This window comes from Pusillimonas noertemannii (assembly GCF_003096595.1).
GTDB classification, from domain to species: domain Bacteria; phylum Pseudomonadota; class Gammaproteobacteria; order Burkholderiales; family Burkholderiaceae_B; genus Pusillimonas; species Pusillimonas noertemannii.
The window spans coordinates 457274-473831 of record NZ_QEKO01000002.1; the positions used below are offsets into that span (position 1 = coordinate 457274).

The 16558-nt window shown below is 64.2% G+C and carries 13 protein-coding genes; 4 read left to right on the forward strand and 9 right to left on the reverse strand.

Features of this window, described 5'->3' with window-relative positions; genetic code table 11:
* Window positions 1-6: 6 nt before the first annotated feature.
* The 6 genes from C7440_RS09320 to C7440_RS09340 form a co-directional block, all read right to left on the reverse strand.
* Entirely contained in the window at window positions 7-957 is a 951-nt protein-coding gene (locus tag C7440_RS09320; RefSeq protein ID WP_017522951.1) for a dihydroorotate dehydrogenase, read from the reverse strand.
* On the reverse strand, window positions 950-1801 hold the full coding sequence (locus C7440_RS09325; RefSeq protein ID WP_116518322.1) for a dihydroorotate dehydrogenase electron transfer subunit: 852 nt from the start codon (window positions 1799-1801) through the stop codon (window positions 950-952). The genes C7440_RS09320 and C7440_RS09325 overlap by 8 nt, the downstream gene beginning before the upstream one ends.
* A gap of 49 nt (window positions 1802-1850) precedes the next feature.
* The gene (locus C7440_RS09330) at window positions 1851-2993 is read right to left on the reverse strand and encodes an MFS transporter (protein ID WP_040548189.1); all 1143 of its coding nucleotides are present in this window, start codon (window positions 2991-2993) and stop codon (window positions 1851-1853) included.
* A gap of 454 nt (window positions 2994-3447) precedes the next feature.
* A complete protein-coding gene (locus tag C7440_RS19855; protein WP_165832517.1) occupies window positions 3448-3615 on the reverse strand; it encodes a hypothetical protein in 168 nt (55 codons plus the stop codon).
* Between the two features lie 111 nt (window positions 3616-3726).
* Window positions 3727-4560 (reverse strand): response regulator transcription factor, encoded by an 834-nt coding sequence (locus tag C7440_RS09335; protein WP_017522964.1) that lies wholly within the window; start codon window positions 4558-4560, stop codon window positions 3727-3729.
* A 273-nt stretch (window positions 4561-4833) separates the two neighbouring features.
* Window positions 4834-5739, reverse strand: coding sequence for a LysR family transcriptional regulator (locus C7440_RS09340; RefSeq protein ID WP_017522965.1), 906 nt, complete (start codon window positions 5737-5739; stop codon window positions 4834-4836).
* A gap of 120 nt (window positions 5740-5859) precedes the next feature.
* Between C7440_RS09340 and mdlC the strand changes: the two genes are divergently transcribed.
* From mdlC to C7440_RS09360, 4 genes are all read left to right on the forward strand, one after another.
* Window positions 5860-7479, forward strand: coding sequence for a benzoylformate decarboxylase (gene mdlC, locus C7440_RS09345; protein ID WP_116518324.1), 1620 nt, complete (start codon window positions 5860-5862; stop codon window positions 7477-7479).
* Between the two features lie 111 nt (window positions 7480-7590).
* Window positions 7591-8598: a Bug family tripartite tricarboxylate transporter substrate binding protein gene (locus tag C7440_RS09350; protein WP_243410875.1), complete on the forward strand. Its 1008-nt coding sequence runs from the start codon at window positions 7591-7593 to the stop codon at window positions 8596-8598.
* A gap of 59 nt (window positions 8599-8657) precedes the next feature.
* Window positions 8658-10109, forward strand: a complete 1452-nt coding sequence (locus C7440_RS09355) for an aldehyde dehydrogenase (RefSeq protein ID WP_116518326.1) — start codon at window positions 8658-8660, stop codon at window positions 10107-10109.
* A gap of 137 nt (window positions 10110-10246) precedes the next feature.
* Window positions 10247-11533, forward strand: a complete 1287-nt coding sequence (locus C7440_RS09360) for an MFS transporter (protein WP_116518327.1) — start codon at window positions 10247-10249, stop codon at window positions 11531-11533.
* A gap of 408 nt (window positions 11534-11941) precedes the next feature.
* On the opposite strand, the gene ilvD (C7440_RS09365) is transcribed toward C7440_RS09360, so the two are convergent.
* The 3 genes from ilvD (C7440_RS09365) to ilvD (C7440_RS09375) form a co-directional block, all read right to left on the reverse strand.
* Complete coding sequence (gene ilvD, locus C7440_RS09365; protein WP_116518328.1) at window positions 11942-13630, reverse strand: dihydroxy-acid dehydratase; 1689 nt, start codon at window positions 13628-13630, stop codon at window positions 11942-11944.
* Between the two features lie 139 nt (window positions 13631-13769).
* Window positions 13770-14654, reverse strand: a complete 885-nt coding sequence (locus C7440_RS09370) for an AEC family transporter (protein WP_116518329.1) — start codon at window positions 14652-14654, stop codon at window positions 13770-13772.
* 33 nt (window positions 14655-14687) lie between these two features.
* Complete coding sequence (gene ilvD, locus C7440_RS09375; RefSeq protein WP_116518330.1) at window positions 14688-16553, reverse strand: dihydroxy-acid dehydratase; 1866 nt, start codon at window positions 16551-16553, stop codon at window positions 14688-14690.
* Window positions 16554-16558 lie beyond the last annotated feature (5 nt).

The following is a 16558-nucleotide window of genomic DNA, read 5'->3' on the forward strand; positions in this document are numbered from 1 at the left end:
TTGGCCCTAACCCGACTGCTGGGCGAAGCGCAGCCAGCGGTCGGTCAATTGTCGGTCGAGCTTGACCTGGCCGGTGAGCTCGCTGATGCGCTCGACGCCCATTTCGTCGCAGTAGGCGTGCAGGCCGTCGATGATTTTCTGCATGACCCCCGGGTCGATGAACGAGGCTGTGCCCACCTGCACCGCCGTGGCACCGGCCAGCATGAACTCGACCGCGTCCTCGGCGCAGCGTATGCCGCCGCAGCCGATGATGGGAATGTGCACGCTGCGATAGCACTGGTGCACCATGCGCAGCGCAACCGGCTTGATCGCGGGCCCCGACAGGCCGCCCATGACGTTGCCCAGCTTGGGTTTGCGGGTGCGCACGTCGATCGACATGCCCAGCATGGTGTTGCCCATGACGATGCCGTCGGCGCCGGCCTCTTCGGCCGCCTTGGCCACCACGGCCACATGGGAGGCGTTGGGCGTCAGCTTGGCCCAGAACGGATGGCTGGTATGGCGCCTTATCGCGCTGACCGCCTTGTAGGTAGTGTCGGGGTCCATGGCAAAGGCCATGCCGTCCGCCTCGAGATTGGGGCAGGAGATATTGGCTTCGATCACGGCCACCTCGGGCAGCGACATCTCGGCCACGGCCTGCGCAAATTCGTCGACGGTGTCGGCCGAGATGGAAACCACCACGGGCGTGTCGTAGCGGGTATAGGGCGGCAGCACTTCGCGCCGGTAGTAGTCGAGCCCCTTGCTGGGAATGCCGATGGAATTGAGCATGCCGCTGGGGGTTTCGGCCACGCGCGGCGTGGGGTTGCCGGCCCGGCTTTTGGGCGACACGCTTTTGATCACCAGCGCCCCCAGATTATTGAAATCGAGCGCCTCGGAGTATTCGATGGCGAAGCAGCCTGACGCCGGCATGACCGGATTGCGCAGCTTCAGGTCGCCCACCTTGACATTGAGCTTAGCCAAATTCGACCTCCCCGACGACGTCGCGTATAGAGAAAACCGGCCCTTCGCGACAGACCCGCAGAAACTGCTTGTCGCCCTCGGCGGTGTCGAACAGGCGCACACAGGAAAGACAGACACCCATGCCGCAGGCCATGCGCTGTTCCATGGCAACCTGGCCAAGCACGTCGGGATAGTCGGCCAGCACCCGCTGCAACAGCATCAGCAGGCGATGCGAGCCACAGGTATAGACCGCGTCGTGGCTGTGCTGCTCAAGCTGCCGGCGTACCAGCGCCTCGACCGCGTCGACGTCGGACGAGCCGTCGCTGTCGTAGACACAGTGCACATCGGCCGGGGCGCCGCGCAGGAACTCGTCGCGCATGAGGTCTTTGGGCGCGCGCGCCGACATGATGGCGGTAACGGCAATGCCCCGGTCCGCCGCCATTTGCACCAGCGGCGCCATGGTGGCCAGCCCCACGCCCCGCGCCACCACCATAATGCGCTTGAATTCCGGCCCAAGAAAAAAGGTATTGCCCAGCGGGCCGACGATATCCATATGGTCGCCCACGGCCAGATCGGAGATGGCCAGGGTGCCCAGTCCCGTAACGTTGTACAGGAACTCCAGGGTCTCGGGCTGCGGGCCCATGCCGTAGACGCTCATGGGCCTTAGCAGGAAGGGCTGCAGGTCGTCGCTGACGGGGCACTTGAGCTGATAGAACTGGCCCGCCCGCGTCGCCCGGGCCAATGGGCCGGGCGCGCGCAGGCGAAGATATTTGTAGCGGTCGTTGACCCAACGGTGCTCGGCTACTTCGCAGCGATGAGAGGCGACGCTCTCGGCGTTGCGCTGGAAACCTTCTGCCTGCGTCATTGCGCCTCTCCTGAGTGGGCGGCCCGGGCCGCCCGTACTGCTTTCGACATTACTTCAGCTCCACACCCTTGAGTTCGGGAATGAGGAATATGGTGGCCAGCATGGCCAGGACATAGATGGATGCCAGCAAGGCGATGGCGACGTGGAACGAGTACGCCATGGCCAGCGCGCCGATCACCACGGGGCCGAAGCCGCCGATGCCGCGGCCGATATTGAACAGCACGTTTTGTGCCGTGGCGCGGGCTTCGGTGGGATAGGCCTCGGAAATAAGGGCCCCGTAGCCGCCCAGCATGCCGTTGACGAACAGACCCATGAGGGCGCCGGCCCACAGCATGGTAGAGGGATCGGTAAGCTGCGAGTAGTACAGCACCATGACCACGGCGCCAGCCTGGAACATGATGAAGCTGGGCTTGCGGCCGATGCGGTCGGCAAGCTGTCCGAACACCCAGATGCCGATGGCCATGCCCACGATGGTGACGGATGTCCACATGGCCGACTTGGTAAGGGTAAAGCCCAGTTCGGTGGACAAATAGCTGGGCATCCAGATCATGATGCCGAAGTAGCCGAAGTTCTGCACGCCGCACAGGATGATGATGCCTATGCTGATCTTGGTGGTGGCGGCGTCTTTGACCAGCAGCCTGAACGAGCGGCCCAGCGAGCCCTTTTCCTTGGCCTTGCGCACGAAGACCTCGGGCTCGTGCAGGCGGTTGCGGATATACCAGGCGACAAGGGCGGGGATGATGCCCACCAGGAACATGCCGCGCCAGCCGATGTGGGGCAGCAGCAAGGGCGTGAGCAGCGCCGCGCCCAGCACGCCCGCCTGCCAGCCCAGCGCCACGTACGAAGACACCCGGGCGCGATGCTTGGCCGGCCAGGCCTCGGCGGCCAACGCCATGCCGATGCCGAACTCGCCCCCCAGGCCCAGCCCGGCGATGGTGCGGTAGACGAGCAGGTCCCAGTAGCCTTGCGCAAAGGCGCAAAGCCCGGTAAAGACCGCGAACAGCACGATGGTCCAGGTAAGCACCCGCACGCGCCCGTAGTAGTCGCTGAGCGAGCCGAAGATGATGCCGCCGGCCACGGCGCCCACCAGGGTCCAGGTAACGAGCGAGCCGGCCTGGCTCGGGGTCAGCATCAGTTCGGCCGAGATGGCCGCCAGCATGAAGCCGAGAATCAGCAGGTCGAAGCCGTCCATGGCGTAGCCAACGGCCGACCCGGCAAGGGCCTTCCACCCATAGCGGGTGACTTTGTCTTGGTCGACGACATGGGTCGCCGGTTCGGTCTGAGCTTGCACGGTTCTACTCCTGTGAAGGATGTTTGAATATTGAATATGCGGGCATCAGCGTGCCCTCCCACTCCTGTATATTTTTCGATATTAGTCTTTTTTTTGAGATTCATAAACCCAAAAAAACTGGGGTTAACACTGATATTTCAGGGAATTGACCCATTATTTCCGCCTAAGAATGCGGGCGGAACGGGTAGCGCCAGCAGTTCTTGCGCCCGCAAGCGGGATGCTAGCCGGCGCTATCGAGGAAGTGTTCCAGCACGACGTTGAAGGTGTCAGGGTCTTCCCAGTAGGGGGCATGCGCCGTGCGGGGAATGACTTCAAAATCGGCCTTGCGCAAGAGGCGGCGGGTTTTGAGCCGCCGTCAGCCAAAAAGCTCGATCGCCTTGGTAATGACCGCGTAAACGATCGCCAGGAGGCCAAGCCCCAGAAGCACGAGGCCCAGATTGCGATCGCGCAGGCCAAAGCCGATGAAGGTGAAGATCACTCCAAGCACGGCCAGCAGCAGCAATGTCGAATTATGGAAAAACATATACCCCTCCCTTGAAAGCGCGGTCATGGCGCACTATGGATCGTAGCAAAAAGGCCGTTGGCGTTCTTGACGAACGTCAAACCTCTTCGCCGCAGGGGGGCGTCGCGCTACCTATTTGAAGGAGTGGCTTCTTCGGTACGCGGTCGGGGTAACCCCGAAATAGTCGCGAAAGGCCGTGGTGAAGTTGGCGGCGCTGGAGTAGCCGGTCTCGATCGCGACGTCGGTAATGGGCAGCCCCGTCCGGACCAGCAGGCGTGCCGCTTTGCTCATGCGCCTGCCGCGCACCAGCTCGAACAGGCTGCCGCCCGTCTGCGACTTGACCACCGATGCTATCCGGCGCTGCGAAACACCCAGGCTTCTAGCCAGTTCCGCCAATGACGGGGGGTGCTCCACTCCGTCGAAGACCATGCGCCGGATGGCGCGAAACAGCACGTCGTCATGGTGGTAGAGGTCGCTGCCGGCCGCCTTTACCGCCTCATGGTGCGCAGCAGGGTCTACGGCGTTCGCCCCGCCGTTGTCAGCGCCGGCCCGCCCGCCTCGCGCGCCGCCCGCTGCCGGTCCCTTCTGGCCCGCCGCCAACCGTGTATGGATGTCGATTCTTTCAATGACTTCAGCCGGCTCGAAAGGCTTGGCAATGTAGTCGACCGCGCCCGCGCGCAAGCCCGCCAGGCGCATCGCCGGTTCGGCCGACTCGGAAAGAAACATGAGGGGAATGTGTTCGGTCTGTGCATTGGCGGCCAGCATCCGCACCAGCGTCAGGCCGTCCATTCTGGGAAGCTGGCTCTCGAGCACGATGACGTCGGGCAGCATGGCCACGGCGCGCGCGTATCCCGCCGATCCGTCGTAGGCAACGGTGGGGCGGTGACCTTGTTCCTTCAGCGCTTCGATCAGCGGGCGAAGTTGGTGTGGATTATCGTCGATCAGCAGAATCTGAAGCGCAGCCATCTGAACCAGTAGTAAACCAGCAATGAAACAGTATTGTCTGGTTTCATTTTGCGACCAGATTGCTAGAACCACCTTTGAAATCAAGCAGTAAAACTTTGAAATCATGGCGGTTCGCACGCCAGAATGTCAACAAATGTTAAACCGCCCTCAATTGGCTTATGGGCGCCGGCAGGCCCACAAAACCCGCCGACAAGTCCGCCTTGCGAATCGCGCTGCGCCTAGAGCCTGTCGACATAAAAGGACAGCCTTTTCAGCTATTGGTGTGGACAGGTCCTAGTCTGCGGGGTCGGCAAAAACCTCGACCACCAGGTCGCGGAACCACTGAATGGCCGGGTCGGACTCAAACCGCTTGCTCCAGTGCAGCGATACGGTGAAATCGCGCAGGGGAAACGCAGGCTCGATGATGGCGTAAGGCCCTTCCTGGGCAAAGGTGCGCGCAATGTTGCGCGGCATGACCACGCCCAGGTCGGTGGCCCGCACGATGGCGGGCAGCACCACGAAATGCTCGGTGGTAAGCCGAAGCCGGTCTTCCAGGCCCAGCAAATGAAGGATGCGCAGGGTTTCCCTGTGCGTGCGCACCGCGACGAATTCGAGTTCGCGCAGGTCTTCCAGCGGCACTTCGTTCTTGCGGCGCTTCAGGAAGGGGTTGCCGCTGCGCAGCAGGACGATATAGCGGTCGTCGAACAGCTTGACGCGGCGCGTTTCGCGAACCTGAGGCAGGAAACCGAAGGCGAAGTCCAGGCGGGCGTCGTCCAGGGCATCGGTGATCTCCGTTGCGGCAACGGGCCGCGTATCGATGCGCACGCCCGGAGCCCGTTCGCGCAGCGCCTGCAGCAAGGCGGGCAGGAAGCGGCCTTCGCCGATGTCGCTCATGTGTATGCGGAACACCCGTCTCGACTGCGCCGGGTCGAACGAAGCGGCCTCGGTCAGGGCCAGCTCGAGCGCCCCCAGCGACTGCCGCACTACTCCCGCCAGCCTGTCGGCCCTCGGGGTGGGCCGCACGCCCGCCGCGTGGCGCACGAAAAGAGGGTCGTCGAGCACCATGCGCAAGCGCGAAAGCCCCTGGCTGGCCGCGGGCTGGCTGATGTCGAGCGCCTCGGCGGCCCGGCTGACGTTGCGGGTTCGGTAGATGGCATCGAACAGCCGCAACAGGTTGAGGTCGATATCCTTGATATTCATTTATCTAATAATCCATATTATTTTTATCTTATTGGATTATGAATGTCCAGGCCACATAATCAACAAGCAGCCGGTCGACACCCGGCAACACCTGCAACGCACATCAAGGAATCACCCCCTATGTCAGGCCAGCCGTCCTCCCTTCGCGCCACCGCGGCCGCGGACACCGCCCGCCCCACCGTGCGCGACGCCGTGCTCGACCTTCTGCGCTCTTTCGGCATGACCACCATTTTCGGCAACCCGGGTTCCACCGAACTGGCGCTTTTCCTCGATTTTCCCGACGACTTCAGCTACCAGTTGGGCCTGCAAGAGGCCGTGGTGGTGGGCATGGCCGACGGCTATGCCCAGGCCACGCGCAAGGCCGCCTTCGTCAACCTGCATTCGGCGGCAGGCGTGGGCAACGCCATGGGCGCGATATTCACCGCCTACAAAAATGCCACGCCCCTGGTCATCTCGGCCGGCCAGCAGGCTCGCTCCATCCTGCCCTACGACCCCTTTCTGTCGTCGTCCGACCCCACTCACCTGGCCATGCCCTACGTAAAGTACAGCGTCGAACCCGCCCGCGCCGAAGACGTGCCCCAGGCGATCGCGCGCGCCTACTACATGGCAACCCAGGCGCCCTGCGGGCCGGTGCTGGTGTCCATACCTTCCGACGACTGGAACCGGCCCTGCGACTATCTGCAGCCGCGCACGGTCAGCACCACCGCCTGGCCACAGCCCGAGATCCTTGCCCAGGTGGCCGAGATGCTCAACCACTGCGAGCGGCCCGCCTTTGTGGTGGGCACGGGCGTAGACCGCGACGGCGCCTGGAATGAAACCGTGCAATTGGCCGAGCGGCACAATGCCCGCGTGTGGATCGCCCCCATGTCGGCTCGCTGCGGCTTTCCGGGCGACCACCCCCTCTTTGCCGGCTACCTGCCCGCCGAACGCGCCAAGATCGTCGGCTCTCTGGGCGGCCACGACGCCATACTGGTTCTGGGCGCGCCCGCCTTCACCTACCACATCGAAGGCGAAGGCCCCCACCTGCCGGCGGGCGCCAGCCTGGCGCAAGTCATCGACGACCCGGCCATTGCCGCCTGGGCGCCCGTAGGCACGGCCATGGTATGTGGGGTACGGGCGGGTATCTCGGCCCTGCTGCAGGCCTCGAGCCCGCCGAAGCGGCCCGCTCCGCCCCTGCGGCAAAAGGCGCCGCGCGCCGAGCCCTCTTCCCCCATGCCGGTGGCCTACCTGCTGCAAACACTCGACGAAGTGCGCGCACCCGACACCGTCATCGTCGAAGAATCGCCCAGCGCCCGCCCGGTCATGCACCGCTACATGCCCATCTACCAAAGCGAAACCTTCTACACCATGGCCAGCGGCGGGCTGGGCTATGGCCTGGCCGCCACCGTGGGCGTGGCCCTGGGCATGCCCGGCAAGCGCGTCATCGGCCTGGTCGGCGACGGCTCAAGCATGTATTCCATCCAGGCCCTGTGGAACGCCGTTCAGCTTCAACTGCCCATCACTTTCATCATCATCAACAACCAGCGCTATGCCGCCCTGCAAGAGTTCGCCCATACCTTCGGCTTCAAGCCGGGCGAGCACCTGCAAGGATCCGAACTGCCCGGCCTCGATTTCGTCGCGCTGGCCAAGGGACACGGATGCGAAGCCTTGCGGGTCGAAGACCCCGCCCTGCTGGCCGACACATTGAAATCCGCCTTGCAATCCAAAGGGCCCATCCTGGTCGAGGTTCGGGTGGCCTAGTTACCCCGGGGGCCGCAGCCTGCGGCTTCCGGGCCCTTAGAAGAAACGCTTTTTCAGCTCGGGCCGTTCACCCACAGCGGCCGCAATATCTATAACCACACGGAGACAAGCATGAAAACAGCCTATTCCCCACGCAGACGCCACTTGCTCGGACGCGGCCTGACGCTGGCCGCCCTGGCCACGACCGTACTGGCGCTGGCTCCCGCCCCGGCGCCGGCCCAGCAATGGCCCAGCAAGCCGGTCACCGTCATCGTCAACTTCCCGCCGGGCGGCGCGGCCGACAAGATCGCGCGCGCCATCACCCAGCCGCTCAGCGAAACGCTGGGACAGTCGTTCGTGGTCGAAAACAAGGCGGGGGCGGGCGGCAACATCGGCGGCGACGCGGCCGCCAAGGCCGCTCCCGACGGCTATACCTTCCTGATGTCCTCGGGCGGCATGGTGTCGATCAACCCGCTCATCTACGACAACATGACCTTCGACCCCAAGAAAGACCTCGAACCCGTGGCGGCGGCCGCGCGGGTGATCGTCTACCTCGAGACCAAGCCCGACGTCCCCGTCAACAACGTGCAGGAATTCATCGACTATCTCAAGAAGAATCCGGGCAAGCTCAATTACGGTTCGCCGGGCAACGGCTCTTCGCCGCACCTGGCGGGCGAGCTCTTCAAGGAAAAGGCGGGCGTCGACGCGGTGCATATCCCCTATCGGGGCGCGGCGCCGGCCATGCGCGACTTGCTGGGCGGCCAGATCGACTTCATGTTCGATCCGGGCATAGGCCTTTCCAGCGTCGAGGCCGGCAAGCTCAAGCTGCTGGCCATCGGCAGCATGCACCGCTCCAGCCGCTTCCCCGACGTGCCCACTCTGCACGAAGCGGGCCTGACCGACTTCGACGCCGACACCTACTTCGGCTTCTACGCTCCGGCCGGCACGCCGCCCGAGATCATCAAGAAGATGAACGCCGAAATCAACAAGATCGTGAACTCCGACAAGTTCAAGGAAACCCTTGCCGTCATGGGCTCTGAACCAGCCTCCATGACGCCGGAGGAGTTCGGCCAGAAGGCGGTCGACGATGCCGAGCGCTTCGGCAAACTGATACGCGAACGCCACATAATGGGCGGCTGACCCTCCGGGCCCACCATGGGTTATGCTTGCCTCAAACCACACATTTCCTGGAGGAAAAAATGTCATCGATCTCCATGCTCATCAACGGCCAGCAGAAAGCGGCAAGCAACGGCGCCACGTTCGAGCGCCGCAACCCGCTCGACGGCAAGGTAGCCACCACGGCGCCCGCCGCCACGGCCGAAGATGCGGTGGCGGCCGTCGAAGCGGCGTCCAAGGCCTTCCCGGCCTGGGCGGCCATGGGCCCGACCGAGCGCCGTGGCCTGCTCATCAAGGCGGGCCAGGCGCTCAAGGCCAAAGAACAGGCCTTCATCGAGGCCGTGGCAAACGAAACCGGCGCCTCGGCCATGTGGGCGGGCTTCAACGTGCAGCTGGCCGCCAACATGCTGGTCGAGGCCGGCTCGCTTACCACGCAGATCCATGGCGAGGTCATCCCTTCTGATGTTCCGGGCAGCCTTTCCATGGGCGTGCGCCAGCCGGCCGGCGTCGTGCTGGGCATGGCGCCCTGGAATGCACCCGTCATCCTGGGCGTGCGCGCCATCGCCACCCCGCTGGCCTGCGGCAACACCGTCATTCTCAAGGGCTCTGAAATCTGCCCGGCCACCCATGGCCTCATCATCGAGGCGCTCAATGAGGCCGGCTTCCCCGAAGGCGTGGTCAACTTCATCACCAATGCCCCCGCCGACGCCGGCGAAATCGTCGAGGCCATCATCGCCCACCCGGCCGTGCGCCGGGTCAACTTCACCGGCTCCACCCGCGTGGGCAGAATCATTGCCGGCACTTGCGCCAAATACCTCAAGCCCTCGGTGCTTGAACTGGGCGGCAAGGCGCCGCTGGTCGTGCTCGACGACGCCGACCTCGACGACGCCGTCAATGCCGCGGCCTTCGGCGCTTTCGCCAATTCCGGCCAGATCTGCATGTCCACCGAGCGCATCGTCGTCGACCAGAAAGTCGCCGACGACTTCGTCTCTCGCCTTACCGAAAAGGCCAAGGGCCTGCCCCTGGGCGACCCTCGCCAAGGGCCGGTCGTGCTGGGTTCGGTGGTCGACATGGCAACGGTCGAACGCTGCAACGCCCTTATCGACGACGCGCTGGCCAAGGGAGGCAAGCTGCTTTGCGGCGGCAAGGCCGAAAACACGCTGATCCCCGCCACGCTTATCGACCACGTCACGCCCGACATGAAAATCTACAGCGATGAATCGTTCGGGCCGGTCAAGGGCATCGTGCGGGTCAACGGCGTCGAAGAAGCCATTGCCGTGGCCAACGACAATGACTACGGCCTGTCGGCAGCCGTGTTCGGCAAAGACTCTTCCCGCGCGTGGCAGGTGGCGGCGCGCATACAGTCGGGCATATGCCACGTCAACGGCCCCACCGTCCACGACGAGGCGCAAATGCCGTTCGGCGGCGTCAAGGGCAGCGGCTTCGGCCGTTTCGGCGGCAAGGCGGGCATACACGAGTTCACCGAGCTGCGCTGGATCTCCATCCAGACCACCCCGCGCCACTATCCGTTCTAGTGTTCTGTTTGGTTAATTGTGTGCTTATGCAAATTAGCCAAACAGGACACTAGGCCTTTCCACCCAGCCGGCCTGGGGCGGCACGCAAATCCCTTCGGACTGCGTGGCCGCCCCGGGCCGTTTAACAAGGCGCCTCCGTGGCCCGCGAAACACTCTCCAGCCCTCGTCCCTCGCTTCCCGATTCGCGGCAGGCCGTCATGCGCCTGCTCGTTACCCTGGCCCTGATGACCATAGGCACGACCGGCATGTATATCATGGCCGTCGTGCTGCCCGCCGTACAGGCTGATTTCAACTCGGGGCGCGGGGTGGCTTCTCTGCCCTACACCATCATGATGGTGGGCTTTGGGCTGGGCGGCATACTCATGGGTTATCTCTCCGACCGCCACGGTGTCACGGCACCCCTGCTGGTGGGCGCGGTAGGCCTGGGGTCGGGGTATATTTTGTCGGCCATGGCCGGCAACATCTGGGTTTTCATTGCGCTGCACGGCCTGCTTCTGGGCGCGCTGGGCGGGGCTTGCGCCTTTGCGCCCCTGGTGGCCGATACTTCATTGTGGTTCGTGCGCTATCGGGGCCTGGCCGTGGCCGTGGCGGCCAGCGGCAACTACTTAAGCGGCACCATCGCGCCACCCATTGTGCAGCACTTCGTGCAGGAAGTCGGCTGGCGCCAAACCTATGTCTACCTGGGCCTGTTCAGCCTGGTCACCATGGCGGGGCTGGCGATGCTGATGCGCGCGCCTCCGCCAAAGGACCATGGCGGCGTTCCGCAGGGCAAGAACCGCCCACGTCACCTGGCCCGGGCGGCGGCGGCCAGCGACCGCCCCTTCGGGATGTCGCCGGGACGGGCCCAACTGCTGCTCAGCATCGCGGGGGTCGCCTGCTGCGTAGCTATGGCGATGCCCCAGGTGCACATTGTGGCCTACTGCATGGACCTGGGCTTCAGCCCGGCGCGGGGCGCCGAGATGCTTTCGCTGATGCTTGCCTGCGGCATTGCCAGCCGGCTGTTCTTCGGGGCGGTGTGCGACCGCATCGGAGGCTTGCGAACGCTGCTGCTTACGTCGTTTCTGCAGATGATTGCGCTGTTCATGTTCCTGCCGACGAGGGGGCTGGTGTCGCTGTATGTGGTTTCAGCGATGTTCGGGCTGTTCCAGGGGGGTATTGTTCCCACGTATGCGATTATTGTGCGCGAGTATTTTTCGCCGCGCGAGGCGGGGGCCCGGGTGGGCACGGTGATCATGGCGACGATGCTGGGGATGGCGCTTGGGGGCTGGCTGCCGGGCAAGGTTTATGACGCGACGCATTCTTACTTCATGGCGTTTGTGTTTTGCATTGGGTGGAATTTGTTGAACCTGGGGATTGTGGCTTACCTGTTTTATCGCAGCCGGCCTTCGGCGCCAACGGCCGGCGCGCCGGTGCGGGCGACGTGATGTTTCCTGGATCTACCCAGGGAAATGCATTTTGAGTTCTTGACCCGGGCGTGGGTCGCCAAAGAACTACCTGTCCGGCTGAACCTTACGCGTCGGTCCGCACGAGGTGTTCTTAACCCGGGCCCGTGGCGGTGCACCTTTTCCAGTCCGCATCATGCGGCCCTTCGGGCTTCCCGAATTTCTCTGGGTTGGTCGGGCGGCGGCAGAACTCAACCTCGCCGCTACGCGTCTCGGGATTCAGACAGGCTGTCGCCGAAAGCCCCCGACCGACCCAGAGAAATTCGGCGCATGCTGGACGGACTGAAAAAGGTGCACCGCCACGGGCCCTCGACTTTAGCGTGAAGCGACGCTCGGTACTTCGTTCCGCGAGTTATATAGTCCGCCGACTTTTTATCAATCGATTGAAAATCAGAAATTATCCAACACCGCGCCGGTGCTGGCACTGGAACAATTGAACGCGAACTTGGCTTGTACGCCCCGGGTGTAGCGGGGCTGGGGCGGGGTCCAGTGTTCTCGGCGGCGGGCCAGTTCTTCGTCGGGCACGTTCAGCTGCAGCAGCTGCTGGTGTGCGTCGATGGTGATGGAATCGCCTTCTTCGACCAGGGCGATGCAGCCGCCCACCGCGGCCTCGGGGGCGACGTGGCCCACCACCATGCCCCAGGTTCCGCCCGAGAAGCGGCCGTCGGTGATGAGGCCGACGGAATCGCCCAGGCCGGCGCCGATGAGAGCGCTGGTGGGGGCCAGCATTTCTGGCATGCCGGGCCCGCCCTTGGGGCCGAGATAGCGCAGCACCATGATGTCGCCGGCCTTGATGCTGCCATGCAGAATGGCGGCCAGCGCGGACTGTTCGTCGTTGAAGACCCGCGCGGGGCCGGTCATGACGGGGGTTTTCAGGCCGGTGATCTTGGCAACGCAGCCTTCTGTGGAAAGGTTGCCCTTGAGGATGGCAAGGTGGCCCTGGGCGTACAGGGCCTTGTCGATTGTGCGGATGACGCTTTGGTCTTCAGAGGGTTTGTCCGGCAGGCCTTCCAGCTGCTGGGCCACAGTTTGGCCGGTAATCGTCATGCAGTCGCCGTGCAGCAGGCCGGCGTCGAGCAGCAGCTTCATGACCATGGGCACGCCGCCGGCGCGATGGAAGTCTACCGCCAGGTAGTGGCCGCTGGGCTTCAGGTCGCACAGCACGGGCACTTTTTTACGCACGCGCTCGAAATCGTCGATGGTCCAGCGCACGCCCGCGGCGTGGGCGATGGCCAGGAAGTGAAGCACGGCATTGGTGGAGCCGCCGATGGCCATGATGACGCTGACGGCGTTTTCAATGGATTCGCGCGTGACGATGTCGCGCGCCTTGAGGTCGTTCTTGATGGCCTGCAGCAGCACCCGCGCCGATTCGGCGGCCGAAGCGGCCTTTTCGTCGTGCACATTGGCCATGGTCGACGAGTAAGGCAGGCTCATGCCCATGGCCTCGAAGGCCGAGCTCATGGTGTTGGCGGTATACATGCCGCCACAGGAGCCTGGGCCGGGTATGGCGTGAAGCTCGATGCGCTTGAGCTCCTGGTTGCTGAGCCGGCCTGCTGCGTTTTCGCCCACGGCCTCGAACACGCTGACGATGTTCAGGTCTTTGCCGTCGAGCCTGCCCGGCAGGATGGTGCCGCCATACACATAGATGCCCGGCACGTTGGCGCGCAGCATGCCCATCATGCCGCCGGGCATGTTCTTGTCGCAGCCGCCGATGACCAGCACGCCGTCCATCCACTGCCCCTGCACGCAGGTTTCGACGCAGTCGGCGATGACTTCGCGCGAAACCAGGGAATACTTCATGCCCTCGGTGCCCATGGCCATGCCGTCGGAGATGGTGGGCGTGCCGAACACCTGGGCATTGCCGCCGCCGGCCGAAATGGCCGCAATGGCTGCGTCGGCCAGCTTCTGCAGCCCGCTGTTGCAGGGTGTGATGGTGCTGTGGCCGTTGGCCACGCCCACCATGGGCTTGGAGAAGTCTTCTTCGGTGTAGCCCAGGGCGTAATACATGGACCGGTTGGGCGCGCGTTCAGCCCCTTGCGTGATATGGGCCGAGCGCAGGCGGCGCTTTTCTTCTGGCATGGCGGTCTCCTGGTGCAAAAGGGCAGTTTGTCACCACAGCAAGCAGAGCGCAAGGGCGGCGATGCCGCGCATGCGCTCTGCTTGCTGCTTCAGTGGGCCAGGGCCGCAGCGGCATTGCCCATGGTGACGCCCAGGCGTGTTACCACCACACCAGGGTAGCCCACACGACCAGCGGTATGGTGGCGAGCGACATCACATTACCCAGCAACACCACGTTGGCGACGATGCGGGGGTCGGCGCGGTATTGTTCGCACAATAGGTAGTTGAGCACCGCGGGGGGCAGCAAAACCGACAGCACCACCAGACGCGACCATTCGGGCGTCAGGGGCAAAAGCCACAAGACGATGGGCAAGGTCAGCAGTCCGGCCAGCAGATAAAGCAGGTTGATGCGCAACGCCAGGCCCATGTTCTCGATACGATCTTGCGACAGCCTGACGCCCAGCGAGAACAGCATCAGCGGAATGGCGATCTGCCCCAGCATATCGACAAGGGTGGCGAAAAACGAGGGGAAGCTTTGGCGATACGGCGCCAGGCACACGCCCAGTACGGCCGCCCATACGTTCGGGTTGCGCAGCCACATCCAGCGGCTGCTGGCGCGCGACAGCAAGAACAGCCCCAGCGAAAAATGCAGCAGATTCGACAGTACGAACAGCACCACGATGTCGCCCATCAGGTGCTTGCCATACGCCAGCATCATCAAGGGAATGCCGACATTGCCGGTGTTCCGGAACATGCCCGACACCAGGAAGGCCCTACGGGCCAGTTGCCGCTGGGGAACCAGAGCCAGCAGCAGGCCAGGCACGACGATGATCAGGATTCCTGCCGCAACCAGGGGCCAGCTGTGCGCCAGGTCGACGGGGTTGTCGAACAAGGCCGAGAACACCAGTGCCGGGCAAAACACCATCACGTTGGCGTGATTGATGAAGTCCATGTCCGGCCGGCGAGCCTGCCGCCTGCCGAACAAAAAACCCAGGACGGCTATGGCCGCCACGGGTAAAACAATGTTCAGCAGTGTCAGGGGCATGCGCCGGCCATTGCGAACCTAGGCCTGTTGACGCTAGCGCCCGCGCAGCTGGCTGACGTCGCGCACCGCGCCGCGGTCGGCTGATGTCGCCAGAGCGGCATAGGCCTGCAGGGCCTGCGATACGTAGCGTTCGCGATCGACCGGCTGCCAGGCCTTGTCGCCGCGCGCTTCCATCGCGGCGCGCCGGCCGGCGAGCTCTTGCTCGCTGATGGCCAGGTGGATGCGGCGATTGGGGATGTCGATTTCGATGGTGTCGCCGTCGTTGACCAGGCCGATGTTGCCGCCTTCGGCCGCTTCGGGCGAAGCGTGGCCGATGACCAGGCCCGAAGAGCCGCCTGAAAAGCGGCCGTCGGTCAGCAGCGCGGAGCTTGCGCCCAGGCCCATGGACTTGAGATAAGAAGTGGGATAGAGCATTTCCTGCATGCCCGGGCCGCCCTTGGGGCCCTCGTAGCGGATGATGACCACGTGGCCTGCCTTGACCTCGCCGCCCAATATGCCCTCGACGGCGGATTCCTGGCTTTCGTAGACGCGCGCCGTGCCGGTGAAGGTCAGTATGCTTTCGTCCACGCCCGCCGTCTTGACGATGCAGCCCTTGGGCGCCAGGTTGCCGTACAGCACGGCCAGGCCGCCGTCCTGCGAATAGGCATGCTCGCGCGAACGCACGCAGCCGCCCTGGCGGTCGACATCGAGCGTGTCGTAGTAGCGGTCCTGGCTGAATGCCACCTGGGTGGGCACCCCGCCCGGCGCGGCGCGGTAGAAGTCCAGCACCTCGGCCGAGGCGTGGCCGCTGTTGACATCCCAGCGGTCGATGGCCTGGCGCAGGGTGCCGCTGTGAACGTTGCCCACGTCGAGGTTGAGCAGGCCGGCGCGGGCCAGCTCGCCCAGAATGCCGAAGATGCCGCCGGCGCGATGGACGTCTTCCATGTGGTATTTGTCGGTGGCGGGCGCCACCTTGCTCAGGCAGGGGACACGGCGCGAAATACGGTCGATATCGGACATGGTGAAGTCGACGCCGGCCTCTTGGGCGGCGGCCAGCAAGTGCAGCACGGTGTTGGTGGAGCCGCCCATGGCAACGTCGAGGGCCATGGCGTTTTCAAAGGCCTGCACGGTGGCGATGCTGCGCGGCAATACCGAGGCGTCGTCCTGTTCGTAATAGCGCTTGCACAGCTCGACGGCCAGCTTGCCGGCGTTCTCGAACAGCGACTTGCGGCGCGCATGGGTGGCCAGCAGCGAGCCGTTGCCCGGCAGGGCCAGCCCAAGGGCCTCGGTAAGGCAGTTCATGGAGTTGGCGGTGAACATGCCCGAGCATGATCCGCAGGTGGGACAGGCGCTGCGCTCGATGGTCTCGACCTCGGCGTCGCTGACCTGGACGTCGGCCGCCTTGACCATGGCGTCGACCAGGTCGAGTTTCATCAGCACCTTCTTGGTGCCGGTGTCGATGACCTTGCCGGCCTCCATGGGGCCGCCCGACACGAAGACCACGGGAATATTCAGGCGCATGGCGGCCATCAGCATTCCCGGAGTGATCTTGTCGCAATTGGAGATGCACACCATGGCGTCGGCGCAGTGCGCATTGACCATGTACTCGACGGAGTCGGCGATGAGTTCGCGCGAGGGCAGCGAATACAGCATGCCGCCATGCCCCATGGCGATGCCGTCGTCGACCGCGATGGTGTTGAATTCTTTGGCAACCCCGCCCGCGGCTTCGATCTGGCGCGCCACGAGCTGGCCGAGATCCTTCAGGTGGACGTGGCCGGGCACGAACTGGGTGAAGGAATTGACCACGGCGATGATGGGTTTGTTGAAGTCGTCGTCTTTCATGCCGGTGGCGCGCCAAAGCGCGCGCGCGCCGGCCATGTTGCGGCCATGGGTCGAAGTGCGGGAACGGTATTGCGGCATCTGGA